Here is a 23,954-nt window from a genome sequence, read left to right as displayed (position 1 = left end):
CTCGGCACACTCGCCAAGGGCACGGTCATCGACATCGGCGTCTCGAACACGGGAGTGCAGAACCGCTGACGCCTTCGACGCGAGCAGGACGAGAGCCCCGGACCAGCGCTGGTCCGGGGCTCTCGCCGTCTGTGGGTCAGCCGTCGCCCATCGGGGCGGCGCTGAGGACGTCGGCGGTCTGCTCCTTCAGTCCGGCTTCGAGCAGCCGCATCGAACGAGTCACCTGCTGGGTGGCCTGCGGGCCGAGCCGCTCGATCGTGTTGCTGAGCCACCGATCCGACGCCGCGACAACGGCCTCGCCGGCCTCGGTCAGCGAGATGACCGTCTTGCGGCGGTCCGTCGGATGTGCCGTGCGCTGGGCGAAACCGGCCGTCTCCAGTCGGTCCAGCAGCGACGTCACGGTCGACGGGGTCAGCCCCAACCGCTCGGCCAGCTCCCGCGGGCCGAGCGGACCGCGCAGCCGCAGGTGGCTCATCGCCAGGGTCTCGGGGACACCGGTGTTGAAGTGCTCGGCGATGGCCTGGCGCAGGTGCTCGCCCGAGACGATCAGCGCCCGCAGGGCGTCGATGCCGTCCGCCAGAGCATCGGCATCGGCATCCGGAGACACGGACATGCGAGTCCTTTCGAAGTCGAATTGATGAAGACGCAACCATACGTCATTCGGATCGTTTGACAGTCGTACGATTGACCGTTACTTTACCTTCTGTTGACCCACCGTGGGAGCGGAACGGGTCCCACACAGCCCGTCCTAGCCGTAAAACCCGAGAGGTCGTTTCCCATGTCTGCTGCCATCCGCCGCCCCCGTCGCCGTTCCGTCCGCGCCATCACCCTCGGTGCCGTCGCGACCGGACTGGTCACCTCCGGCGTGCTCGTCTGGGGAGCGTCGTACTCCGCGTTCTCCGCCACGACGAGCAACGGAAGCAACAACTGGTCGGCCGGCACCGTCGCGCTCACCGACGACAGCAACAACACCGCGATGTTCAGCGCGACCAACCTGAAGCCCGGCTCGACCGACTCCAAGTGCATCGCGGTCACCTCCACCGGCTCGGTGGCTTCCGCGGTCAAGCTCTACGGCACCGGCGCGACGACGACCAAGGCGCTGTCCTCGTCGTTGAACCTGACCGTGGTGCAGGGCACCGGCGGCAGCTACGGCTCCTGCACCGGCTTCACGCCGCTCACCAGCGGCTCCGCGGTCTACACCGGCACGCTCGCGTCGTTCGCCTCCGCGGCCACGAACTACTCCACCGGCGTCGGCACCTGGGCCCCGACGGGCACCGCGTCCGACACCCGCGTCTACAAGATCACCTACGGCCTCGACGCCAGCACCCCGAACTCGGCGCAGGGCGGCACCGCCTCGATCGGCTTCACCTGGGAAGCCCAGAACAGCTGATCCCTCGACAGGTGTGGGTGCGGCTCCCTCAGGGGCCGCACCCACACCCACCATCCGGGACCCGAGGACCATCCGAACCACCGAGGAGCTGACGCGTGCCTGTCGCCGTCGTCGACCGACCCACCGAGCCGCAGGTGCACGTCACCCGCGGTTCGAGCTGGCGCGGCGGCTGGGGCGCCCTCGTCATCACCGCTCTCTCGCGGGCCGCGCTGGCGATGCTCGCGAGCCTGCTGCTCTGGTCCATCCTCCCGGTCGCGATCGGCTGGCACACCACCGTCGTGATGAGCAACTCCATGGCACCGCAGCTGCGGACCGGTGACATCGTCGCCTCCCGCCCGGTCGCACCGCAGGATCTGCGGGTCGGCCAGGTGCTCCTCGCCGACGACCCCGACCACGCCGGTCGCCTGCGGATGCATCGTTTCGTCGCCGTACGCGCGGACGGTCGCCTCACCCTGCGCGGTGACGCCAACCGCACCGACGACTCCACACCGATCTCCCGCAGCGCGGTGCATGGCGTCGCGTCGTTGCGCTCGCCCTTCATCGGGAAACCGGTCTACCTGCTGCGCACCCACCAGGCGGCCGCGCTGGTCCCGATCCTGGCGGCCCTTCTCGCACTCGTCTCGGCGGCCTTCGTCTTCCGCCCCGACGACGAGGACGACGACCGCGAGGGCGGCGGCCTCGGTGTCTCTGACGCCGCCGCCACCGGCACGCCGATCTCCATCGGCACCACCCGCGTCCTGACCCCCACGGGGTACGCCGCGCGGCACGCTGCCACACCCGTCCGGCCGCGTCGTACCGGTCGGCTCGTCCTCGTGGGCCTCAGCGTCTGCGCGATCTCGGCCGGTCTCGCGATGCCCGCCCACGCCGCGAGCGCGTTCTCCGACACGACCACCAACGCCGCGGACACGTGGTCGGCGGCGAACTACTTCAGCTGCGCGAACGCCGTCCAGGCTGCGAACCCGTACTACTTCTATCCCCTCGGCGAACAGAGCGGCAACGCCGCCGTCGACGCCTCCGGCAACGGGCGCAACGGGACCTACCAGCCCAGCCGCGCGGGTGCGACGAGCGGCACCACCACGAGCCCGTGTGGGACCGACCGTGCGACCACGCTCAACGGCAGCTCGGGGTACGTGAGCACCCCTACCTTCGTCGCCGGCCCGAACACCTTCAGCCTGGAGGTCTGGTTCAAGACCACGACGACCCGCGGCGGCGTGCTGATGGGCTTCTCCGACACCCAGACGGGCGCCGCGAAAACGGCAGGCGACCGGGTGCTCTACATCACGAACGCCGGACAGCTCGTCTTCGGCGTCAATCCCGGCCGAGTCGCGTACGTCAACACCGCGGGGAAGGTCAACGACGGCACCTGGCACCTGGCGACCGCCACCCTCTCCAGCGCCGGGATGCGGCTCTACCTCGACGGCCAGCTGGCCGACAGCGACACGACGGTGACCAGCGGCCGCAGCTTCAACGGCTACTTCCGGATCGGTGACAACGACCTGCAGGGCTTCCCTGCCGCACCGACCAGCAACTTCATCAACGCCAGCGTCTACAACGCGGCGCTCTTCGGGTCCGCACTGACCGCGGCCCAGGTCTCAGCGCACTACGACGCCGCGTCCTGATCCCGGGCGGGCACCGGCGCGAGCTCGTCGATCATCGGCACCACGTCGTGGATGCCGTCCTTGACCCAGGTCGGCACGAACGGGAAACGCCCGACCTCCTCGGCGCGGGTCGATCCGGTCAGCACCAGGATCGAGCGCATCCCCGCCTCCAGGCCGCTCCTGATGTCGGTGTCCATCCGGTCGCCGATCATCACCGTCGTCTCGGAGTGCGCGTCGATCTGGTTGAGCGCGCTGCGCATCATCAACGGGTTGGGTTTGCCGATGTAGTACGGGTCGACGCCGGTGGCCTTGGTGATCAGCGCGGCGATCGCGCCCGTTGCGGGCAGTGAGCCCTCAGCCGACGGGCCGGTCGCGTCCGGGTTGGTGGCGATGAAACGGGCACCGTTGTCGATCAAACGGATCGCGCGGGTGATCGTCTCGAACGAGTACGTGCGGGTCTCCCCCAGCACCACGTAGTCGGGATCGCGCTGGGACATGATGTAGCCGACCTCGTGCAGCGCCGTGGTGAGCCCGGACTCCCCCAGCACGTATGCCGAGCCGCCCGCCCTCTGATCCTGCAGGTACTGCGCGGTCGCGAGCGCCGAGGTCCAGATCGATTCCTCGGGCAGGTCGATCCCGCTGGCCAGCAGGCGGGCCCGCAGGTCGCGCCGGGTGTAGATCGAGTTGTTCGTCAGCACCATGAACCGGCGCCCGCTCGACTGCAGCTTCGCCAGGAACTCAGGAGCCCCGGGCAGCGCGTGCTCCTCGTGGACGAGCACCCCGTCCATGTCGGTCAGCCAGCACTCGACCGGTCTCCTGTTGGTCATGGCCGCATTCTTTCAGCACGACCACGGAGACCGCGCGATTCTCACCCCGCGCGGTAGTCGACGGTCACCGCTGCGTGGTCGCTCCAGCGCTCGGCGTACGACGCCGCGCGGCCCACCCCCGCAGCCGTGACGAGCGCAGCCAATGACGGCGACGCCCACTGATAGTCGATGCGCCACCCGGTGTCGTTGTCGAACGCCTTGCCGCGCCAGGACCACCACGTGTACGGCCCGTCCACGGAGCCGGCGTCCGCGCGTACGACGTCCCGCCAGCCCGCGGCGACCCACCGATCGAGATGCGCCTGCTCCTGCGGCAGGTAGCCGGACTTCCCGACGTTCCCCCTGACGTTGCGCAGATCGAGCGCGGTGTGACAGATGTTGAGATCGCCCGTTAACACGGCCTTCTCGGCAACGAGGTCACCCATCCGCTCACCGATGCGCTCCAGGAACGCGAGCTTCTCCTCTTCCCGCGGGCTGCCGGCTTCGCCGGTGTGCACATAGGTCGAGGCGACGGTGACGTCGCCGATCCGCGCCTGCACCCACCGCCCGGCCTGCTCGAAACCGGGCAGCCCCACCCGCACGTCGGTGAGCGGACCCGGCGCGAGGATCGCCACCCCGGCACGCCCGGCATCCGCGGCCTCCGTGTGCGCCACCGACCAGTCGCCCATCCCCACGTCGTCCAGCACCGCGCGCAGCTGAGCGTCGCTCGCGCGCACCTCCTGCAGTGCGACGACATCCGGGTGCTGCGCGGCGATCCACGCCATGCCGCCGCGCCGGTGTGCGGCGCGAACGCCGTTGACGTTGGCCGAGATCAGTCGCACAGGTCGGCTCACTCTCTCGGGCAGGGGCCCGCGGTCTCGGGTGCGCTGCGCACAGTAGTTCGTGCGGGGTCCGCGGCCCGCGCGTGGGTTGTCGGCGCCACGGCCACTTTCCTGCACCCGCGTGCGACGCCCGCGTGGGTTATCGACACCACGGTCACTTCCTGCGCTGGCGCGCGCCTTCAGACGGCTTGGGTGAGAAGCGCTTCGGACGCCTCACGCTGCTGGGCGTCACCCACGTGGGTTATCGGCGCCGCGGTCACTTCCCTGCACCCGCGTGCGACGCGCGCGTGGGTTGTCGGCGCCACGGCCACTTCCCTGCACCGGCGTACGCCGCGCGCGTGGGTTGTCGGCAGCACGGCCACTTCCCTGCACCCGCGAGAGTCACGCGCGTGGATTGTCGGCAGCACGGTCACTTTCCTGCACCGGCAGGTGAACTGGGACCGACGGGCCGGGCGAGCGTGTCCGTTCCATTCGCCTGCAACCTCACTCACAGCGAAACGGGCCACCCTGACCGGCGCTCCCGCGTCGTACGCTGCGGGCATGGCCGACGCCGACAAAGCCGACACCGCCCCGACGAGCTCGACCGCTCCCACCCCGGATCCGGGCGATCACCTCACCCACACCACCCACACCCTCGAGCTGCCCAGCGGACCGCTGCACTACACGGCCACCACCGGACGGGTCGTGCTGCGCGAGGAGTCGGTGGAGGACGGTGTCTGGAAGGGCCACGTGCCCCGCGCCCAGGTCGGGATCACGACGTACACCCTCGACGACGCCGACCCGCACACCCGACCCGTCACCTTCGCGTTCAACGGCGGGCCGGGCAGCTCCAGTCTGTGGCTGCACATGGGACTGCTCGGCCCCCGCCGGGTCGTGATGGGCGACGTCGGGGAGCTGGCCGCGCCGCCGTACGACCTGACCGACAACGCCGAGACCCTGCTCGTCGACAGCGACCTGGTCTTCATCGACCCGGTCTCGACCGGCCGGTCGCGAGTCGTGGACGGCGGCAAACCCAAGGACTTCCACGCGTTCAAGCGCGACCTGGAGACGGTGGCCGAGGTGATCCGTCGCTGGGTCAGCAAGGAGGGCCGCTGGATGTCGCCGAAGTTCCTGGCCGGCGAGTCCTACGGAACCACCCGCGCAGCCGGGCTCGCGCAGCTGTTGCAGGACGAGATGGGCATGTACCTCAACGGGTTGATGCTCATCTCCAGCGTGCTCGACTTCGGCACAGCCGAGTTCGACGGACATGACGACCGCGGCCACATCATGTACCTGCCGTTCTACGCCGCCACCGCGCACCGGCACGGCAAGCACCCCGGCCGCTCTCTGCAGGAGGTCCTCGCCGAGGCCGAGGAGTACGCCGCCCGCGACTACCCGTGGGCGCTCTCCCGCGGCAACCGGCTGACCCCGGAGGAGAGAGCCGACGCCGTACGCCGGGTCGCGGCCCTCACCGGTCTGTCGCCGGACTACGTCGACCGCGCCGACCTGCGGATCGAGCACTGGCGCTACTTCGGCGAGCTGCTGCGCGACCAGGGGCTGACCGTCGGCCGTCTGGACTCCCGCTTCACCGGGCCGGCGGCCTCCGGCATCGCCGAGCACATGGACGCCGACCCGTCGATGGACGCGACCATCGGCGCGTATGCCGCGGCGTACCAGCACTATTCGCACGCCGAGCTGCGCAACACCGACGACGCACCATTCAACGTGTTCGGCAAGGGCGTGCTCGAGGAGTGGAGCTACAAGGAGTTCGAGGGCCGCTCGGTCTACGTCGCCGACCGCCTCGAGCGGGCGATGCGCGCCAACGAGCACCTACGGGTGCAGATCGCGTACGGCTATTACGACGGCGCGACGCCGTACTACGCCGCGCAGCAGACGGTCGCCCACCTGCGACTGCCGCCGTCCCGGCTGGACAACATCGAGCACCACTTCTACGAAGCCGGGCACATGATGTACGTCCACCAGCCGAGCCGCATCCAGCAAAGCAAAGATCTGTCGGCGTTCGTCCGTGCGGCCTCCGGAGGCCGCGCGAATCAGTAGGTGATGGTGGCGGATCCGTTGGCGCCGGCGTTGTTCCCACTCCCGCTGCTGGTGACCGTATTGCCCGTGCCGGCCGTGTAGCTGCTTCCCGAGGCTCCGGCACCGCCGTACGCGGCATAGTTGGTGCCGGTGACCGCGCCACCCGCACCGCTACCACCACCTGCGTATCCGCCGCCGCCTCCACCCGTGCCGACGACGCGTGTGCCACCGCTGGCCGACGTCGGGATGGTGACGCCCGCCCCACCGTTGCCGCCACCGCTGGCACCCGTGCCGTTGTTGCCGCCCGCGTTTCCGTTGTACCGAGTGGTGGGGGTGCCCGTTCCTGTCGCGCCGTTTCCACCGGCCCCACCGGTGGCGCCGCTCGGAGCAGCCCCGCCGACCGCGGTGAGAGCGGTGCCGCCGGCCGTCGGGGTCAGTGTCACGGTGCCACCCGCGTTCGGGTTGGGTGTGGCGCTACCACCGTTGGTGCCGCTCGCCGTGTAGCCCGAGGAGGATGCCGCCACCGCGCCACCGCCACCACCGGATACCACGAACGGCTTCCCGGTGGAGTCCAGGATCGCCGTACCCCCGCCGCCGCCGCGGCCGAGGTCGGCGGAGGTTGCACCTCCGTTGCCGTACCCCGCGCCGCCGGTCCCGACGCCCGCGGCACCACCCACTCCGCCGACCACCACCGTGATCGTGGTGGCGGCCCCCGACAATGCGATGGTGCCCGAGATGGTGGCTCCCGAACCACCGGTCACGGTGGTACTCGCGTTGGCCCCACCCCCACCGACGATGGTGTAGGTCAACTTGGTCGTCCCTGCGGGGATCGAGTACTGGGTGGAGCCCACGGCAGGCGTGAGGGTGACCGGCGGGCTCGCGGCCATCGCGGGAGCGGCGGCACCCACGGCGATGACCGGCGTCGTCCACGCGAGGTGCGCGGCGATGACGCGCCGAGATGGACCCGTACGCCGGGTGCGCGTCTCTTGATCCGCGCTGGTCATCTCGCAGCCTCCCTTCAGACCTCGCTCATGTGGTGCACAGCCAATTAGATGTACTCGTTGCGCACTAACTGCGTGGCAGAACTCATAGCAGTGGCAGAGCCAAAATATACCTGCGCGCGTTCGTTTCTCACATTGGCGCGCTATCGAATCTGCAGCGCTCAGTAGGTGATAGTGGCCAACCCGTCGTTGTCCGCATTGGTGGCGCTGCCGCTGCTCGAGCCGGTCACGCCGATGAGGATGCTGCCACTAGGGACGCCGATCCGACTTCGGCGCCGAGCCGCCACCGGATTGGTAGACATCGGAACTTTCGATCGCCGACGCGGAGGCTAGTTGAGACCGTCGACGACGTACACGTTCATGATGCGTCGTCCGTCAGCAGAACCGCTACCTGCCAACACGGTGGTCGGCCCATTAGGGAGTGACTTGCGCACCAGCGTCGAATACGTCACGGTGCCGGACCCGACGACGCTCTTCCAGGACACCTCGACGAATGCCGAACTGCCCCTGCCGCCCAGCAAGGTCACCAGGACCTCCCGATCTCCCCATGGACCGGTGAGCGGCACCGGCTTGGCGGTGGTGCCCGACACATCGAGAAGTTGGTCCCGCACGTCCCAGTACTTCGTGCCGACCATGGGGGTGGTCGGCACGACCTGACCGAGGTCCGCACCTGACGGGCCGCGTTGCGTGGTGACGCCGGTCGCCGTCGACAGGGTGTAGGTGTCGGTGGTTCCCGGGATGTCGACGCAATAGAACTTGGTCGAGCCGTCCGACCACATCCCGGTCACCGGACAGTCCACCTGCTGTGGACTCACCGCATACCGCACGACTCTCCCCGTCAACAGCGAGGCGATCGAGTGGCCCACGGAATGCGTATACGACTGGTAGCTCAGGGTGGTCCCCCCAGGCGACACATCCGGGAACGCACCCCTCAGCGTCGGGAAGGATTTGATCGGGGTGCCGTACCTGTTGCGCACGACGGTTCCCGCCGCGTCGTCGCTCACAGACACCAGGCCGCCGTTCGGGCCGAAGAACAGCTGGGTCGTCGTGCCGGTGAGCGTGACCTGGTACCTGCCGCCGGTGGTGCTGTCCCACACGAGGAACCGAGTCAACCCTCCGCCCAGATCCAGCTGGGTGATGATCCGACGCGCGTCGTACGACACGTCGGTGATTGCGCTCGTGCCCGCCACCGGACCCACATCCCGGGTGCGACCGTCCGGGCTGACCCGGATCAGCCGCTCCTGACCGTCGGACTCGATCACGATCACCGCAGCCCACCCGTAGACCCAGGTGTTCACCGGCGGCAGCGCCGGCGGAGTGGTCGCCGCTCGCGGCGCCACCGACCGCACCTGCGCATGCGCCGACGGCGAAACCAACGCTGAACCGCTGATCCCCAGGACCGCCGCGCATCCGAGCGCCGTCCACACTCCCCGTGACCGCCCCTTCATCAGATCCCTCTTCCTCCCCGAATCGGTATCCCGTCACCGTTCTACTCCTGCAAGAGCTCGAGCGACAGGCTCAGGTTGTCGATCCGCCGGCGGGTGACGCAACGGTGTAGAGAGAATCTGGTGGTCGACGAACCGAGCCGACCGAGTCTGCACAGTCGAGGTGGAGGAGACCATGCGAGATCGGCCCGAGCCCGCCGGCGTCTCCTCGGCTGCCGATGCCGTCGAGCAGGCCTACCGGCAGGAGTGGGCCCAGGTCGTCGCGACCACGATCCGCGTGGCCCGCGACATCCAGATCGCCGAGGACTGCGTCCAGGAGGCCTTCACCGCGGCCCTGCTGAAGTGGCCGCACGAAGGAGTGCCCGACCGTCCCGGGGCGTGGCTCACCACCGTGGCCGTGCGCAACGCGCTGCAAGTGCATCGGCGCAACGCGACGCTGACCCGCAAACTGCCGCAGCTCCTCCCGGACGACCCCGGCGCCCTACCCGTCGATCCGTCCTCCGGGACGGTCTTCGAGCAGCTACCCGACGACCGGCTGCGGCTCATCTTCACCTGCTGCCACCCCGCCCTCGCCCCCGAGGCTCGGGTCGCACTCACCCTGCGACTCGTCTGCGGCCTCACGTCCGTCGAGGTCGCCAAGGCGTTCCTGGTCACCCAGAGCACGATGCAGGCGCGCATCACCCGCGCCAAGAAGAAGATCGCGGACGCGGGCATCGCCTACCGGACACCGGACCCGGCGGAGTTCCCCGAGCGCCTGACGTCGGTGTTGGACACGGTGCATCTGGTGTTCAACGAGGGTTATCGGCCTGCATCAGGCGACCTCCTGATCCGCGCGGATCTGACCGCCCGCGCCCTGCAGACGGCCCGCATGCTGCACGAACTGCTGCCGCACAGCGCTGAGACCACCGCGCTGCTCGCTCTGCTGCTGCTGATCGAGGCGCGTCGCGACGCCCGCGTCGACTCCCACGGCGAGGCCGTCGACCTGGAGCATCAGGATCGGTCCCGGTGGGATCGCGCACTCATCGACGAGGGCCTGACACTGCTCGCGGCCGCCGTCCGGGGCGACGACGCGGGCAAGTACACCGTGATGGCCTCGCTCGCCGCGGTCCACGACACCTCGGCAGGCTGGGCCCAGACGGACTGGGCGCACATGCTCGCCCTCTACGACGTGCTGCAACAGCACTGGCCGACCCCCGTCGTCGCGCTGGCACGCGCCGTCGCCGTCAGCTTCGCGCGCGGACCCGACGAGGGACTGGCCGCTCTCGAACCGCTCGTGCACGACCCCGCGCTCACCACCTACCCCTACCTGCCGGCCGCCCGCGCCGACATGCTGCGTCGTCTGGGGCGGGTCGACGACGCCGCCGCCGGGTACCGCGAGGCGATCCTGCTGACGGCGAACGCCGCCGAGGCCCGCTTCTTCCAGGGGCGGATCGACGACCTGACCGCGCGCGACTGAATGGGCGCCTTCCCTCGCAGTCGACGCGTCGATCTCCGACCATGCCGAGCAACGTCCTGACGACACCGCTCCATCCACCACCACGAAGGACGTACAGATGCGCTACCTGATGATCGTCGCCGTCGACGGGGACCCGGACACCTCGGATGCTCCCGAGACCAGCATCGACGACTGGTTCACCCAGCTGAACGAACGCGGGCAGTGGGTGATGGGCGAACGGCTGCGGCCACCCGAGGCAGCCACCCTCGTCCGCGTGCGCAACGGGGAGACGATGATCACCGACGAGACGTTCGCCGAGACCAAGGAATGGATCGCCGGCTTCGACATCCTCGACTGCGCCACCCTGGACGACGCGATCCACGTGGCGGCCACCCACCCGATGGCGCGCGGTGGTCGCATCGAACTGCGGCCGTTCTGGCCCATCGACGACGCGAAGGCCTAGGGCGATGCGCTACATGATCCTGATCTACGGCAGCCCCGGGGCCTGGAAGGCGCTCGACCCGGACGCCTTGAACGCCGCCCACGTCGCTCTGCAGGACGAGCTGAGATCCTCCAGGGAGCTCATCGACACCCGCGAGCTCTCGGTCGACGACGCCAAGATCGTGCGGACAGAGGGCGGCCGGCCCGTGGTCACTGACGGCCCGTTCGTAGAGATCAAGGAGATCGCCGCCGGCTACTACATCGTCGAATGCAGCGGCATGGACCGAGCCACCGAGATCGCCGGCAAGCTGGTCGAGGCCCAGTTCGCCCCCATCGAGGTCCGTCGGATCCCGTCAGCGGCCAACCCCTGACCCGCACCCGACGTACGCCGCCCGCGACGCGATCACCCGGCCAGACCGAGGTGGTCGCTTCGCGGTGCCGGCGCGACGTCGGTGACGGCGGGTCCTGTGCGCCCCCACCACTGCGCCATGCACTGCACCTCGCTGCCGGCGAGGCCCGGATTGGTACGGAACCACTGCAGATCGGGATGGTTGCTCATCCCGGCGGCGGACACTGCTGCCGGTGCCAGCACCGGATCGTCCGCCAGCCCGGCCAGGTCGACCTCCGCAGGGACGCCCCCGGCGTGGGCGAGCGCCTGCAGCAGCGCGGACCGTTCGCCCGAGGTGACCATCAGCTCGACCAGTTGCTGCTGCTGCTCGGGGCGCGCGAGGTAGGTGAGAAGGTGTGCCGCCGCCCGTGCCGCGTACGGCTCGGTCGGGTCGCCCATCTGCTGCACGGCGACATCGGCCAGCACGTCCCGATACGGACTGGCTGCCAGCATCAACAGCGAATGGTCCTGCCGTTCAACGAAATCGGGCGACAACGCCTCGCGCAGCAGCCGATCCAGCATCGGGTCGTCCAGCCCCGACTCGCGCAGCGCGGCAAGCCGGTAGCTGCTCAGCGCGGCCGGGCTCTGCACCCGAGCACCCGCTGCGGTGGGCGCTGGATACCGTCCCATCCTGGCCACGACCTGCTGGGTGAGCGCCGCCGACATACGCTGCGCCAGCATGAACGCGGGGCGGCCGCGATCCAGCCCGTCGCTCGCAGCATCGACCACCGCGCGACTGACGGCAGGGACGAGATCCCCGGGGAGCGTGCCGCGGCAGATCGAGTTGAGCAGGCCGTACGCCGCACCCCACTGCTGCTCGCCCTCGGACCGCTCGAAGAGGCCGACCAACCAACGGAGCACCGCAGGATCGGGACTGGTGCCGAGGACGGCCACGATGCGTGCGGAACCCTGGGCTCCCGGCTCCGAGGAGACGCGCTCGACCGAGTCGATCAGAATCCGGCTGGCGTCACGATCGACCAGCAGCGAGCCCACCGTGTGCATCCGAGTCGTCGACGCGTGACGGACCGACCGCATCGCTTCGGACAGCAGCTGATCCACCCAACTGTTCAGCACCGACGGCGGCAGCACCGGTCCGGTCGGTCGCGTGATGACGTCGGCCGCCCGGATCCAGTCGGTACCGAGCATGGCGCCGGCGGGCACCCGGGTCTCCCAGTCGCCGAGCGCCTTGCTGAGCTGAGCCCGCGACATGGGTGCATACGACTCGGTCGCGAGCGCCGGGCCGAACATCCGGTCGAGCCCGCAGACGGCCCCGACAAGATGTCCGGCAGGCAGGTTCAGCGCCGCTTCGTAGGCGCGGACCACCGAGAGCGGGACACGCTCGGCACCGGTTTCGTACCGGCACAAGGTGCTGGGGCCCAGCTGGCAGCCCTGCGCTCGCAGCATCTCGAGAAACTGCCCGGCCGGGCCCGGCACCGTCGCGAGTCTGTTGAGCCTCAGCAGCCACGCGATGCGCGCCTGCGGGTCGACGCTGCGCCCGCGCAGCGGTGTCCTGTCGAACGGCATGGCGACCGGACGGCCACGCCCCGGAACCCAACTCATCGCGCTTCCCCGATCCTTGCCACGCGATTCCTCAGCGCACCGCGCGAACTTGGAGCCATCCCGTAGACGGCCTGCTGGCGGACGCCGGTCGGTGGCGGCGCGGGGTGATCTCGTAGCACCGCGTCGAGCACCTCCGGGACCAAGCCGGTGTGCGGCCCGAAGCACGCCTTCACGTCGAGCACCACGGGCAGTCCGTCCGCGCCGCACCGGATGCCCACCTCGAGGGGCCCGGTCAGACCGAGAGCGCGGACCGCGGCCCGGGCGACTCGCTCCACGCCGATGGCATCGTCCTCGCGGACCCGGGTCACCGCAGCCGCGGTGTCCTCTTGGACGGACTCTTCCAAAACCGTTGCCAGGCGCCCCTTTCCGTCCAGCGGCCGGTAGAGCACGACGGAGTACGTCAGTCCGGGAACGAACCGTTGCACGAACCAGTCATCGCTCATCGCGGACCAGTCCAGGTCGTCCGATGCGTTGAAGACCGTCGCCACCCGCGCACCACTGGCCCATCGCGAGCGCAGCGTCAGCTGCCCGCCCATCGCGTCCAGCGCGTCCTGGGCATCGGCGAAGTCACTCGGAACGCCGAAATCGGGGACTCCCACGCCGTGCGACGACAGGCTCCACGCCGTCAGTAACCGGTCGTGCGCCGTACCCGTGGGTCCGGGCCCCGGGACGACGACATCGACGCCGAGCGAGAGGCGACCGATGGAGATCGCCGGCAGGGCGTCGCTGCTCGCCGGTATGACGAGGTCGATGCCATAACGCTGGACGATCCTGGCCAGGGCTGGCAGGAAGCCGGGGTTCGCCGGCTCAGGCATCAGGTGGCACACAGCCGACGGGAGGCACATCGGTTGGCTGTCGGCGCAGTGGACCTGGAGTCCTCGAGCCGCCAGCTGCTCCACCAGAGCACGCCCGGCAGTTCCTTCGGCGCCGGTGACCAGAATGCGGCGCTGCTCGACCGCGAGATGCGGAATTTCCCGCCCGTAATTCTGGTGCGGTTGGTGCTCGGACAATGTGGCCCCTTGGCAAGTCCTGAAAGGGAATGACGCCGCGGCCCATCGTGGTCGTGGCGCACTGAGCTGGCGCGCCGACCTTGGCGATCGGCGCGGTAGGCAGGAAAGGAAGTCCGCCTCCCCAGGCGGTCCGGTTTCTTCAGGTCGGAATTTTGCGAACGTATGCCATGGCCGTTTGCTGGTCAAGCGGTTACGGATTATTTACTTTGCGTTGACCATTGCTTACCGCCCTCGGACACCGTGAAGTATTCGTTATCGCAGGTCAGCGGGCCACGGGGAGCCCCCCGATCAGGACATAACCTCAAATGGATTATGTAGGGCCCCCCTTGCAGAAAGGCGTAGGTAAAGTCGCTTTATTGCAGCGGTTCATTCGCAGATGCAACAGCCGGGCTGCGAATTGAAAGGGTCCCTAGTCTGCTCGCCACGGCCACCCGCACAGGACGGGAGCGCCATGGGAGGAGTCGGCGTGAGGGGTTGCGTGGGCTATGCGCCCGGGGTCTACGACCTCTTCCACATCGGGCACCTCAACATTCTGCGGCGAGCCCGCGAGCGGTGCGACTACTTGATCGCGGGGGTCGTTTCTGACGAGATGGCCGAGCGGGCGAAAGGCAGGACCCCGGTCGTGCCGACATCGGAACGTCTGGAGATCGTCCAACACATCGTCTTCGTCGACGAGGCGATCGTGGAGGTCGTGCCGCGCAAGCTGGACACCTGGCGCGAGCATCCGTTCGACATCATCTTCAAAGGCGACGACTGGCGCGGTACAGCGAAGGGCGACCGGCTCGAACACGACTTTGCTGCCGTCGGGGTCGCCGTCTGCTACCTGCCCTACACGATCCACACGTCGAGCACGTTGCTGCGAGAGGCGTTGCATCATGCCGCGTCGTGAGGAACCGGCACTCCGCTCGGTCACGCCGGGCGGGGCGGGCGGAGTGTCGGTCCTACCGCAGGGCCAGGCGACCCGCCGGCCCAGCGACGAGACCCTCGGCCAGACGATTCGGCGGCTCTCGGGTGCGCAGAAGACGTCGAAGGGTGCGCCGGCCTACTCCCGATTCGTCAACCGCAAGGCCGGCCGCATCATCGCCGCAGTCGCCTACCACTGCCGACTCACCCCGAACGCCGTCACGCTCATCAGCGCCGCCTGGTCTTTCGCGGCGATCGTCCTTCTCGTATTCGGTTCACCGACAACGACTCTCGGTATCGCGGTGTGCGCCTGCCTGGCCATCGGCTACGCGTTCGATTCGGCCGACGGCCAGCTCGCCCGACTCCGCGGCGGCGGTTCGCCCGCCGGAGAATGGCTCGACCACGTGGTGGACAGCGGGAAGGTCTGCGGGCTGCATCTCGCCGTGCTCGTGTCGCTGTACCGGGCCGGCACCTCAGATCGTGAGCTGCTCATCCCCCTCGTGTGGACATGGGTGGCGACCGTGTTGTTCTTCGTGATCATCCTCAACGACCAGCTGCATCGAGCACTTGGCACGGTGCCGGCGACGGACGCGCCGGCGCCCGTACTGCGCAGTCTGCTCGTCGCGCCCACCGACTACGGCGTGCTGCTCCTGACCTTCGTCCTCCTAGGGGAACATCACCTGTTCCTCTGGGTGTACGGGCTCCTACTGGTCGCCAACATCGCGTATCTGGCTGCGGGCCTGGCGAAGTGGTTCCGCGAGTTGTCGCACCTCCCCACCACCGGCGCGACGGCATGACCAGGACCCTGCTCATCGCGAACCCGTCGGCGGATGTCTACGGGTCGGACCTGCAGATGCTCCAAACCGTTTCGGCGATGCGTGCTCGAGATTGGCGAGTGGTCGTCGTCATCCCCGACGATGGACCGCTGGTGCCGCTCCTCACCGAACGTGGTGCGGAGGTCGAGTTCCTTGCGTTCCCGGTGGTGCGCCGGTCGAACATGTCCGCCGCCGGGATCGTCGCCCTCGGCGCGGATGCCATGCGGGCGCTGCCGGGTATGCGGCGTCTCCTGAGGTCGGTTGCTCCCGATGCCGTCTACGTGAACACGGTCACCATTCCCTGGTGGATCACGGCGGCCCGATCCGTCCGGATCGGCGCGGTCTGTCACGTGCACGAAGCAGAGGCGGAGGATCGTCGACTGATCAGAGTCGCGCTGAACACACCACTGCTCGCGGCGAATTCGCTGATCGCCATCAGTCCTTCGGTGATGGACGCGACCACTCGCGACGTGCCGGCGCTGAAGCGACGGACCCACCTGATCTACAACGGCGTCCCGCAGCCGTCCGTCGACGTCCCCGCCGTACCGGCACCACTCCCGTTCCGGTTGGCCGTCATCGGACGACTTTCTCCGCGCAAGGCACCCCACATCGCACTGGAGGCGGTCGCGGAATTGCGTCGAGCCGGACGCGACGTGCACCTCGACGTGTGCGGCACGCCCTTCGCCGGCTACGAGTGGTACGAGCAGGAGCTCCGTGCGCGCGCCCAGGAGGACGACCTCGCCGGGGCGGTCACCTTCTCCGGATACGTCTCCCCCGTGTGGCCGGCTCTCGCCCGCTCGCACGCCGTTCTCGCGCCGTCACTGCGTGAACCCTTCGGAAACGCCGTGGTCGAAGCACAGTTCGCCTGCCGGCCGGTCATCGCCGCCGCCGCGATGGGACACCTGGAGACGGTTCAACACGAGGAAACGGGCCTGTTGGTGCCCCCGGGAGAAGCCGGTCCGATGGCTGCTTCTATGGCTCGCTTGATGGACGACCCGGGTTTTGCGATGGCGCTGGCCGAGCGTGCACGGGCACGCGCCGTCGACCGCTTCGCGGTGGACCGGTACGGCAGCGAAATCGCCGACCTCGTCGGGGCCCTGCGACCCGACCGACGCCGTGCACGCAACCACGGTCGTTCGGCGCGTCCACGAGAGGTGGCGCGCGGCGCATGAACGACGCACAAGCCGGCGCGGCCTCGCCGCCGACGGTCCGCATCCTGGGTACGCACGGAATCCCCGCTGCGTACGGCGGATTCGAGACCGCCGCGGAGAACGTCGCACTCCATCTGCGCGACCACGGGTGGCGGGTAATCGTCTACTGCCAGGAGCAGGGCGTCGGACCGATCCGCGAGGACGTCTGGCGCGGCATCGAACGCGTCATCGTGCCTGTCGACCGGGACGGCTGGCTCGGCACGTCCACCTTCGACTGGATCACCGTCAGACATGCTGCACAGCATCGTGACGTGTGTCTGACGTTCGGCTACAACACGGCGATCTTCAACGTTCTGCAACGGGTTCTCGGCGTACCGAACGTCATCAACATGGACGGCATCGAGTGGTCCCGGGCCCGGTGGGGCAAGTTGCGCCAGGCGATCCTCTACGCGAACGAGCGGATCGCCTGCACCGTGGGCGACCACCTCATCGCCGATCACCCCTGCATCAACGAATACCTCGAGCGCAAGGCGCCGGCACGCAAGATCTCGACGATCACGTACGGCGCGCACGCCGTCCGCGAGGCGTCGTACCAGCCGGTGCTCGCCCGGGGACTGACCCCCGGGAACTACCTCACGCTGATCTGCCGCCCGATCCCGGAGAACTCGATCCTCGAACTGGTGCAGGCCTTCTCGGCGAAGACCCGCGGACACCAGTTGGCGATCTTCGGCAACTACGCACCGGACGCCGATCCCTATCACCGAGCCGTGGTCGAGGCGGCGAGCGACGAGGTGCGCTTCGTCGGCGCGATCTACGAGCCGACGGAGGTGGCAGCGCTTCGCTTCCACAGCGCGATCTACCTGCACGGGCACACCGTCGGCGGCACGAACCCGTCGTTGGTCGAGGCGCTCGCGGTCGGCAACCCGGTCGTCGCGCACGACAACCCGTACAACCGGTGGGTCGCGGGCGCCGGCGCACTCTACTTCGACGATGTCGAATCAGCGAGCAGCTGCATCACGGAGCTGCTCGACTCGGCCGACCTGCGCGCGTCGCTGTCGGCAGCGAGCCGGGCGCGGCACGCCGATGAATTCACCTGGGAGCACGTCGCCGGTCAGTACGAAGCCGTCCTGCGGCAGTTCGCGACGTGCCCCGACAGATCGAGCATGACGAAGGCGGGAGTAGGAACATGAAGATCGGTGTCGTCGGACTCGGCAAGATGGGGTTGTCCCACTTGTCGATGATCAATTCGCACCCGGACGTGGAGGTCGCAGGGATCGTCGACTCCGCCGGTTACCTGCTCGACGTCCTCGGGAAGTACACCGGACTGCACAAGTTCAGCGACTACGAGACCATGCTGAACTCGGTCGAGTTGGACGCGGTCATGATCGCCACGCCGAGTCGGATGCACGAGCCGATGGTCCGTGCCGCGCTCGAACGGGACCTGCACGTGTTCTGCGAGAAGCCACTGTGTCTGACATCGGCGGAGTCCGTGGCCCTGGGCGAGCTGGCCGAAGAACGCAACCTGGTCACTCAGGTCGGGTACCACAACAAGTTCGTCGGCGCGTTCCAGGAAGTGCGCAACCTCCTGGATGCCGGCGCGATCGGACAGGTCACCCACGTCCTCGCCGAGGCGTACGGGCCCGTCGTCCTGCGGTCGAAGGGCTCGACCTGGCGCAGCAGGAAGTCCGAGGGCGGCGGCTGTCTCTACGACTACGCGGCCCACCCGATCGACCTGCTGACGTGGTATCTCGGCGCGCCGACCGGTGTCGGCGGGTCCCAGCTCAGGCGCGTCTTCTCCGACCACACGGAGGACGAGGTGGTGTCGACGATGTACTTCGACGAGGGGGTGAGCGGTCAGATCAGCGTCAACTGGTCGGACGAGTCCTGTCGCAAGATGACCACGAAGGTGACGATCTGGGGCACTGACGGCCGCATCCAGGCCGACCGTCAGGAGTGCCAGGCCTATCTGCGCGACACCGTCGAACCGCCGCCGGGCTATAGACACGGCTGGAACACCAAGTACACCACCGAGCTGACGGAGCCGACCTGGTTCTACCTGCGCGGTGAGGAGTACAGCGCCCAACTCGATTACTTCGTGCAGCGGGCCAGGGCGGGCAAGGTGGACGGCGTCAACACGTTCCAGAGCGCCGCCGTCACCGACCGCGCACTCGAGCTCATCTCCCAGGACGCCGCGAGGGGCCCGTCCAGCAGCATGCTGCGCTCGGCACCGCAGGCCCAGGTAACGACCACCGGCCGCGGCAAGCGGCACATCTTCCGGAAGCAGTCATGACCGCCCAGATCGCTCTGCAGCCCGCCCCCACGACCCGCCGTATGCCGCGCCTGTTGTTCGGGGACAACCAGTTCTTCGGCGTGAACCACATGTCGGAGGAGAAGGCCCGCCAGCAGGCGATGCGCTTCCAGGATGTGCAGTCCATCGTCGATGTCCTGGATGGCGCCTACTCCGAAGGCATCTCCACCTTCATGTGCACCACGCACGACCGGATCGGCGAGATCTGCACGCATGTGCGCGCCCACCCCGAGCGCTACCAGGACTTCGCGTTCTACCCATGCATGCCCTACGCGCACAAGTACGCCGACGCGGTCACCGAGGAGGGCATGCTCGGAGCGATCCGTCGCTTCCTGCCCGAAGAGGGTGTGTTCAACGCCGCGTTCCGCGGTGGCCGCGCACTGGCCACCAAGGATGTCGAGGGCATCATCACCCTCCTCGTCGACGCCGAGATGGCCGCGTTCCGAGGGGTCTCCACCCCCGTGATCTGGCTGCAGAACGTGATCGTCGATCTGCTCCTCGGCCTCGACTTCAAGGACGCCTTCCTGATCTTCGACGAACACGTGCGCACCCGGTACGGCGCCGAACCCGGCTACATCACGATGAACCTGCCGCGTGCGCTCGACGTGTTCGAGGACATCGGCCTGGTCAACCCGATCGTCTGCTCCAACATCAACAAGATCGGCTTCCGCATGTCCGGCGGGATCGAGAAGTACCAGGCCGCACTGCGGGACCGGCAGTTCCGTGCGGTCGCGATGTCGGTCTTCGCGTCGGGAGCGATCCCGCCTCGCGAGGCACTGGAATGGGTGTGCGCTCAGCCGCAGATCGAGTCGATCGTCTTCGGAGCCTCGAGCCGGGCGAACATCGCCCACACCGCGCGTCTGGTGGCGCAGTTCAGCTGAGGTGTCAGGCTCCGACCATCCAACGGTCCGCCGCCAGGCGTTGATCCTCGTCGGGTAGGTCCCGGAGCACCGCGTCGCTGCTGCGCCTGTCCCTGAGGTGTGCGCTGAACATGGCGGCGACGGCGGCGACGGGCGACGCCGCCGGGACGACCAGATGTCCCTGCTCGCGGAGCCAGTCCGCCAGGCCGGTCTCGTCGGTGGTGACCACCTCGCAGCCGTGTGCCAGAGCCTCGACGATGGGCAGGCCGACCTGTTCCCGCCAGCCGCCGACGCGCTGCGACAGGAGGACCAGGCAGTCGGTGTCCCGCAGGATCTGGTGGATCTCGTGGCGCGGGGGGTCCACCTCGACGTGGACACCGGAGCGACCCGACGCCCACGCGCGGACCGCGGCCTCGTGTTCGCCCTGGCCGACCAGGGTGAGGGTCAGGTCCGGACGGCCCCGTCCGACGATGTCCCAGACGTCCATGAGCTGCTGGATCCCCTTGCGTTCACTGAACGCACCGACGAACGCCACGGACGTCCCCTGCCGCCCGCTCGCGGCGCGGTGCAGGCACCGACAGGGCGCCGGGACCGCCTCGAAGAAACGCGCCTTCGGACGCAGAGCCCGGTCGGTGACGTGCCGCCGGTACATGGCATAGCTGCCGGTCGTGCCGAACGCGATCCGATCCATGGACCCGATGAGCATGCGCAGGAACGGCTTCGAGAGGACGGCGACCACCCGCGGCCGCAGGATGCGGTGCCCGATCGCATCGTCGGACGGGTCGACGATGCCGATGCAGTAGGTCACGATCGAGGTGTGCCGGCGCGTCGCCCAGGACCGCGCTCGTATGGCAGCCACCTGAAGGATCAGGTCGGGCCACAACCGGGCCATGCCGGGTTCGTTGACCTCGACGACGTCGTAGGTACGGGTCAGCAGGTGCCAGATCGTCCCTCCCCGACCCAGCTGCCGAGGAGGCGATGCCGGGTCACCCGCTCGCGGGTCGAAGTCGTACCGCGCCGTCCGGTAGATGACGGTCGACGCATCGAGCTCCTGGAACCGTTCGAGGTGCGCCGTTCGCAGCGAGGAGTAGATCCGCGCGATCCGCGGGCGATCACTCACGCTGCCGCCGCCGCTGCCGCTGCCGCCAGGACGTGCCGGCGCACGTACCTGAAGTTGGCCACCACCTGGAAGAGGAGGACGCTGCCGGCGGATCCGATGACGGGGCCGACAGGACCCCACACCGTCGCGAGCCACCAGGACACCCCGAGGTTGACCGGCAGCATCAGCAGGATCATCCATGCCTGGTACCGAAGTCCGGGTGCGTCGGTCATGTACATGCCGGGCGGGTACTTCGCCGCCTGCAGCACCATCAGGACCGAGAAGGACACGATGATGCCGAGGCCGAGGGTGATCACCCCGCCCGACGCGAGGTGACTGAGCCTGCCCGACAGCAGCGAGATCACGGCACACAGCACCGCCGCGCCCGCCGCGAAGAGCCACCCGGCCGCGAGCGGGGACATCGGCGGCGCCTCCTGCCGTGCCCGGGCCTTGGCGAACACCGGCCAGAACGCCGTGCCCGCTGCCGCCGCCACCTGCCAGACCGGCGAATACATCTGGGAGGCAAGGTTGTACGTCGCGAGGTCTCGCACCGTGCAGACGTGGCTGATGATGATGCGATCCGTCTGCATCGCGAGCGGCAGTGCCACCATCTGGATCAGCATCGGCCACGCGAGGTTGAACACGCGCGCGCCACGCACCTGGCGGAACCGGGGCACATCGCGTACGGCTCGTCCAATGGCTGGGCTCATCACCCGCGCCGCCAGGAGGAAGCACACGATCGCGATCACGAACGTCGTCGCGTAGGCGATCACTGCGATGTACGGCCCGGCGGCGACGCCGGCCCCGACCAGGAGGAGGATCACCGCGAGCATCACCGGCGACTGCAGACTCTGCAGCACGATCGGCACGTGGTTGCGTCCCAGCCCGACCAGGGCACGCTGACCCAACCCGGCCGGCAGCGCAACGGCGATCAACGTCAGGCACAGGCCCGCCGCCAACGAACCATGCGGCCCGAGGCCAGGCCCGAGCAGGCTCCCCCAGGCACCGGTGACGGTGAGCACACCCGCAACCACCAGGAACACGGCCGTCATGACCAGCACGATCCGCAGGACGCCGACCAGCACGCGGTGCACCTCGGCGTCGGCCGCCGGATCCGGCGACGCCGCCACCGAGTTCACCACCGCCGCCGACGTACCGAGATCGGCGAACGGCAGCAGCCCGGCGATGCCGAGCAGCAGACCGTACTGCGCGAACGCCGCGTCGCCGAAGTGGTCGATGACCTGCCGGGTGATGATGATCCCGAGAACCGCACTGATCGGCAGGATCCCGGCCCGGGCGATCGCGCTCCGCCCGACGCTGCGCCATGCGGAGTGGGACCGTGCGGGGTCCTGCCCGTCGCCCGTCGCCACGCCGGTGGCCCGCGCTCGGGTGCTGGTGGGTGTCAGCATCTCGGCAGAGCTAATGCGTCACTCGGGCCGCGGTCGAACCGGAGATCACCGGGATCCGCTTGGCGCGCGACCGGGTCTGCTGCGGGGCGACGGGGACGTCCTTGTGCTCCCGCCGGCTTCCCCGCGAGGTCGGCCCGGAGGCGTCGTCGTGGTCGACGGGGTGGTACCCGTACGGGGTGCGCCGGTCGGCAACGCCGTTCAGCACGACGCCGTAGACCCGGCCGTCGACGTTCTCCAGGGTCGACAGCGCCTCGGCGAACTCCTGGGACCTCACCGCTCCGGACCGGGCCACGAGGACGTAACCGGAGACCATTCGGGCCAGTGCCGCCGACTCGACGACCGGCACGAGGGGGGCCGTGTCGATGACGACGACGTCGTAGCGCGCCCGCGCTTCCTTCATCAGCCGCTCCATGGCCTGCGACTCCAGCAGTTCGCTCGGGTTCGGCGGCACCGCTCCGGCGGCCAGGACGTCGACGCCGGTCGTGCCCCAGGACTGCAGCGCATCGTCGAGTTCGACCGCGCCGATGAGGACGGTGGTCAGCCCCACGGAATCGTCGAGGTTCGTCATCCGCCCGACCGCGGGGCGTCGCAGGTCGGCGTCGATCAGCAGGACGCTCTGACCGGACTCACCCAGAGCGTGCGCCAGACTGACGGCGATCGTCGACTTGCCCTCTCCCGACAGCGCGGACGTGATCGCGACGGCCAAGGGTCGCTGCTCGACACCGAGGAACTTCAGGTTGGTCCGGACGCGCCGGATCCCTTCCATGCCGGGCGAGTAGACGTTACGCAGCGCCACGTCGTTCGCGGTGAACCCGGACACGACCCGACCGATGACCGGGGCGTTGGTGAGCTCCTTCACGTCCTCGGCATCGAGCAGTCGGGTGTCCGTCATCTCACGGAGCACGGCCGCGACCACCCCGATCAGCAGACCACCGAGGAGTCCGGCGATCACATTGCGCTTCGTCTTCGGACTCGATGGTGCCATCGGCTTCTTCGCCTGCGTGACGATCCGAGCAGTGACGCTCGCCTTGTCGGCCGTATCGCGCGGCGAGAAGGCCGTCACCTGCCGACCCAGGCTGTCCGCCACGGCGTTCGAGAGCAGGGCAGCTCTCGCCGGTGAAGGATCGGATGCGACCACCGAGATGAGTGACGTGCCCTGCACGACGGTGATCGACAACGCGCCGGCCAATGCGTTGCTCGAGGTCGTCAGCGCGTACTGCGTGATGACCGGCTCGAGCACCGCCGGTGTCGTGGCCAGTTCGGCGTACGACTCGACCTGCGACTGCGCGTACGACGACCCTGCCTGCAGGTCAAGCCCGGACGTGCCGTTCGGCAACGAGAAGTAGACGATGGACTTCGCGTCGTACTGGGGGGTCGAGAGGAGGGATGCCCCTCCGGCGCACACGACACCGAACACCGCGATGACGGCGATCAGGATCCAGCGCCGACGCAGGACACGTAGGTGATCTGTCAGTTGCAT

Annotated in this window: 22 protein-coding genes; 12 read left to right on the top strand and 10 right to left on the bottom strand. The window is 68.8% G+C overall.

Annotated elements, in window-relative coordinates:
* Positions 1-136: 136 nt before the first annotated feature.
* Positions 137-613, bottom strand: coding sequence for a MarR family winged helix-turn-helix transcriptional regulator (locus tag J4030_RS17140; RefSeq protein ID WP_208050451.1), 477 nt, complete (start codon positions 611-613; stop codon positions 137-139).
* A 165-nt stretch (positions 614-778) separates the two neighbouring features.
* On the opposite strand from J4030_RS17140, the gene J4030_RS17135 reads away from it, so the two are divergent.
* Together J4030_RS17135 and J4030_RS18625 are read left to right on the top strand one after the other, a co-directional pair.
* Entirely contained in the window at positions 779-1,390 is a 612-nt protein-coding gene (locus tag J4030_RS17135; RefSeq protein WP_243763548.1) for a CalY family protein, read from the top strand.
* 95 nt (positions 1,391-1,485) lie between these two features.
* The gene (locus J4030_RS18625; protein WP_208050450.1) at positions 1,486-3,009 is read left to right on the top strand and encodes a LamG-like jellyroll fold domain-containing protein; all 1,524 of its coding nucleotides are present in this window, start codon (positions 1,486-1,488) and stop codon (positions 3,007-3,009) included.
* Here J4030_RS18625 and J4030_RS17125 read toward each other — a convergent pair.
* Positions 2,991-3,815: an HAD-IIA family hydrolase gene (locus J4030_RS17125; RefSeq protein ID WP_208050449.1), complete on the bottom strand. Its 825-nt coding sequence runs from the start codon at positions 3,813-3,815 to the stop codon at positions 2,991-2,993. The genes J4030_RS18625 and J4030_RS17125 overlap by 19 nt on opposite strands.
* 41 nt (positions 3,816-3,856) lie before the next feature.
* Positions 3,857-4,633 (bottom strand): exodeoxyribonuclease III, encoded by a 777-nt coding sequence (locus tag J4030_RS17120; RefSeq protein ID WP_208050448.1) that lies wholly within the window; start codon positions 4,631-4,633, stop codon positions 3,857-3,859.
* Positions 4,634-5,173: 540 nt separating this feature from the next.
* Between J4030_RS17120 and J4030_RS17115 the strand changes: the two genes are divergently transcribed.
* Positions 5,174-6,670 carry a S10 family peptidase gene (locus J4030_RS17115; RefSeq protein ID WP_208050447.1) on the top strand — a complete coding sequence of 499 codons (1,497 nt, stop codon included), beginning with the start codon at positions 5,174-5,176 and terminating at the stop codon, positions 6,668-6,670.
* Here J4030_RS17115 and J4030_RS17110 read toward each other — a convergent pair.
* Positions 6,664-7,653, bottom strand: coding sequence for a hypothetical protein (locus J4030_RS17110; RefSeq protein ID WP_208050446.1), 990 nt, complete (start codon positions 7,651-7,653; stop codon positions 6,664-6,666). The genes J4030_RS17115 and J4030_RS17110 overlap by 7 nt on opposite strands.
* Positions 7,654-7,979: 326 nt before the next feature.
* A complete protein-coding gene (locus J4030_RS17105; RefSeq protein WP_208050445.1) occupies positions 7,980-9,098 on the bottom strand; it encodes a hypothetical protein in 1,119 nt (372 codons plus the stop codon).
* A gap of 172 nt (positions 9,099-9,270) precedes the next feature.
* On the opposite strand from J4030_RS17105, the gene J4030_RS17100 reads away from it, so the two are divergent.
* From J4030_RS17100 to J4030_RS17090, 3 genes are all read left to right on the top strand, one after another.
* Positions 9,271-10,551 (top strand): RNA polymerase sigma factor, encoded by a 1,281-nt coding sequence (locus tag J4030_RS17100; protein ID WP_208050444.1) that lies wholly within the window; start codon positions 9,271-9,273, stop codon positions 10,549-10,551.
* 97 nt (positions 10,552-10,648) lie between these two features.
* A complete protein-coding gene (locus J4030_RS17095; RefSeq protein ID WP_208050443.1) occupies positions 10,649-10,993 on the top strand; it encodes a YciI family protein in 345 nt (114 codons plus the stop codon).
* A 4-nt stretch (positions 10,994-10,997) separates the two neighbouring features.
* Complete coding sequence (locus J4030_RS17090; protein WP_208050442.1) at positions 10,998-11,342, top strand: YciI family protein; 345 nt, start codon at positions 10,998-11,000, stop codon at positions 11,340-11,342.
* 32 nt (positions 11,343-11,374) lie between these two features.
* Here J4030_RS17090 and J4030_RS17085 read toward each other — a convergent pair whose 3' ends face one another.
* Together J4030_RS17085 and J4030_RS17080 are read right to left on the bottom strand one after the other, a co-directional pair.
* The gene (locus J4030_RS17085) at positions 11,375-12,919 is read right to left on the bottom strand and encodes a hypothetical protein (RefSeq protein WP_208050441.1); all 1,545 of its coding nucleotides are present in this window, start codon (positions 12,917-12,919) and stop codon (positions 11,375-11,377) included.
* Positions 12,916-13,929 (bottom strand): NAD-dependent epimerase/dehydratase family protein, encoded by a 1,014-nt coding sequence (locus tag J4030_RS17080; RefSeq protein ID WP_374222008.1) that lies wholly within the window; start codon positions 13,927-13,929, stop codon positions 12,916-12,918. The genes J4030_RS17085 and J4030_RS17080 overlap by 4 nt, the downstream gene beginning before the upstream one ends.
* 466 nt (positions 13,930-14,395) lie before the next feature.
* Here J4030_RS17080 and J4030_RS17075 point away from each other — a divergent pair, with 466 nt between their 5' ends.
* From J4030_RS17075 to J4030_RS17050, 6 genes are read left to right on the top strand one after another with little or no spacing between them, the layout of a single operon-like run.
* Positions 14,396-14,818 carry an adenylyltransferase/cytidyltransferase family protein gene (locus J4030_RS17075; protein WP_374222007.1) on the top strand — a complete coding sequence of 141 codons (423 nt, stop codon included), beginning with the start codon at positions 14,396-14,398 and terminating at the stop codon, positions 14,816-14,818.
* Positions 14,805-15,629, top strand: coding sequence for a CDP-alcohol phosphatidyltransferase family protein (locus J4030_RS17070; protein WP_208050439.1), 825 nt, complete (start codon positions 14,805-14,807; stop codon positions 15,627-15,629). The genes J4030_RS17075 and J4030_RS17070 overlap by 14 nt, the downstream gene beginning before the upstream one ends.
* Positions 15,626-16,819, top strand: a complete 1,194-nt coding sequence (locus J4030_RS17065) for a glycosyltransferase family 4 protein (RefSeq protein ID WP_307864761.1) — start codon at positions 15,626-15,628, stop codon at positions 16,817-16,819. Before J4030_RS17070 ends, J4030_RS17065 begins: the two co-directional genes overlap by 4 nt.
* Positions 16,816-17,988: a DUF1972 domain-containing protein gene (locus tag J4030_RS17060; protein ID WP_208050437.1), complete on the top strand. Its 1,173-nt coding sequence runs from the start codon at positions 16,816-16,818 to the stop codon at positions 17,986-17,988. Before J4030_RS17065 ends, J4030_RS17060 begins: the two co-directional genes overlap by 4 nt.
* Positions 17,985-19,088 (top strand): Gfo/Idh/MocA family protein, encoded by a 1,104-nt coding sequence (locus J4030_RS17055; RefSeq protein ID WP_208050436.1) that lies wholly within the window; start codon positions 17,985-17,987, stop codon positions 19,086-19,088. Before J4030_RS17060 ends, J4030_RS17055 begins: the two co-directional genes overlap by 4 nt.
* A complete protein-coding gene (locus J4030_RS17050; protein WP_243763547.1) occupies positions 19,085-19,987 on the top strand; it encodes a hypothetical protein in 903 nt (300 codons plus the stop codon). The genes J4030_RS17055 and J4030_RS17050 overlap by 4 nt, the downstream gene beginning before the upstream one ends.
* Positions 19,988-19,991: 4 nt before the next feature.
* On the opposite strand, the gene J4030_RS18620 is transcribed toward J4030_RS17050, so the two are convergent.
* From J4030_RS18620 to J4030_RS17035, 3 genes are read right to left on the bottom strand one after another with little or no spacing between them, the layout of a single operon-like run.
* The gene (locus tag J4030_RS18620) at positions 19,992-21,086 is read right to left on the bottom strand and encodes a glycosyltransferase (RefSeq protein WP_208050435.1); all 1,095 of its coding nucleotides are present in this window, start codon (positions 21,084-21,086) and stop codon (positions 19,992-19,994) included.
* Entirely contained in the window at positions 21,083-22,474 is a 1,392-nt protein-coding gene (locus tag J4030_RS17040; protein ID WP_208050434.1) for an oligosaccharide flippase family protein, read from the bottom strand. Before J4030_RS17040 ends, J4030_RS18620 begins: the two co-directional genes overlap by 4 nt.
* A gap of 10 nt (positions 22,475-22,484) precedes the next feature.
* Entirely contained in the window at positions 22,485-23,954 is a 1,470-nt protein-coding gene (locus J4030_RS17035) for a polysaccharide biosynthesis tyrosine autokinase (protein WP_208050433.1), read from the bottom strand.

Origin of the sequence: Allobranchiibius sp. CTAmp26, assembly GCF_017565405.1 — a bacterium.
Classification (GTDB): domain Bacteria; phylum Actinomycetota; class Actinomycetes; order Actinomycetales; family Dermatophilaceae; genus Allobranchiibius.
This window is presented reverse-complemented; position numbering and strand designations above follow the sequence as displayed.

Coding starts and splice junctions, on each gene's coding strand:
- J4030_RS17140 (WP_208050451.1), bottom strand. CDS start 613: ATGTCCGTGTCTCCGGATGCCGATGCCGATGCTCTGGCGGACGGCATC.
- J4030_RS17135 (WP_243763548.1), top strand. CDS start 779: ATGTCTGCTGCCATCCGCCGCCCCCGTCGCCGTTCCGTCCGCGCCATC.
- J4030_RS17125 (WP_208050449.1), bottom strand. CDS start 3,815: ATGACCAACAGGAGACCGGTCGAGTGCTGGCTGACCGACATGGACGGG.
- J4030_RS17115 (WP_208050447.1), top strand. CDS start 5,174: ATGGCCGACGCCGACAAAGCCGACACCGCCCCGACGAGCTCGACCGCT.
- J4030_RS17110 (WP_208050446.1), bottom strand. CDS start 7,653: ATGACCAGCGCGGATCAAGAGACGCGCACCCGGCGTACGGGTCCATCT.
- J4030_RS17105 (WP_208050445.1), bottom strand. CDS start 9,098: ATGAAGGGGCGGTCACGGGGAGTGTGGACGGCGCTCGGATGCGCGGCG.
- J4030_RS17100 (WP_208050444.1), top strand. CDS start 9,271: ATGCGAGATCGGCCCGAGCCCGCCGGCGTCTCCTCGGCTGCCGATGCC.
- J4030_RS17095 (WP_208050443.1), top strand. CDS start 10,649: ATGCGCTACCTGATGATCGTCGCCGTCGACGGGGACCCGGACACCTCG.
- J4030_RS17090 (WP_208050442.1), top strand. CDS start 10,998: ATGCGCTACATGATCCTGATCTACGGCAGCCCCGGGGCCTGGAAGGCG.
- J4030_RS17085 (WP_208050441.1), bottom strand. CDS start 12,919: ATGAGTTGGGTTCCGGGGCGTGGCCGTCCGGTCGCCATGCCGTTCGAC.
- J4030_RS17070 (WP_208050439.1), top strand. CDS start 14,805: ATGCCGCGTCGTGAGGAACCGGCACTCCGCTCGGTCACGCCGGGCGGG.
- J4030_RS17065 (WP_307864761.1), top strand. CDS start 15,626: ATGACCAGGACCCTGCTCATCGCGAACCCGTCGGCGGATGTCTACGGG.
- J4030_RS17060 (WP_208050437.1), top strand. CDS start 16,816: ATGAACGACGCACAAGCCGGCGCGGCCTCGCCGCCGACGGTCCGCATC.
- J4030_RS17055 (WP_208050436.1), top strand. CDS start 17,985: ATGAAGATCGGTGTCGTCGGACTCGGCAAGATGGGGTTGTCCCACTTG.
- J4030_RS17050 (WP_243763547.1), top strand. CDS start 19,085: ATGACCGCCCAGATCGCTCTGCAGCCCGCCCCCACGACCCGCCGTATG.
- J4030_RS17040 (WP_208050434.1), bottom strand. CDS start 22,474: ATGCTGACACCCACCAGCACCCGAGCGCGGGCCACCGGCGTGGCGACG.
- J4030_RS17035 (WP_208050433.1), bottom strand. CDS start 23,954: ATGCAACTGACAGATCACCTACGTGTCCTGCGTCGGCGCTGGATCCTG.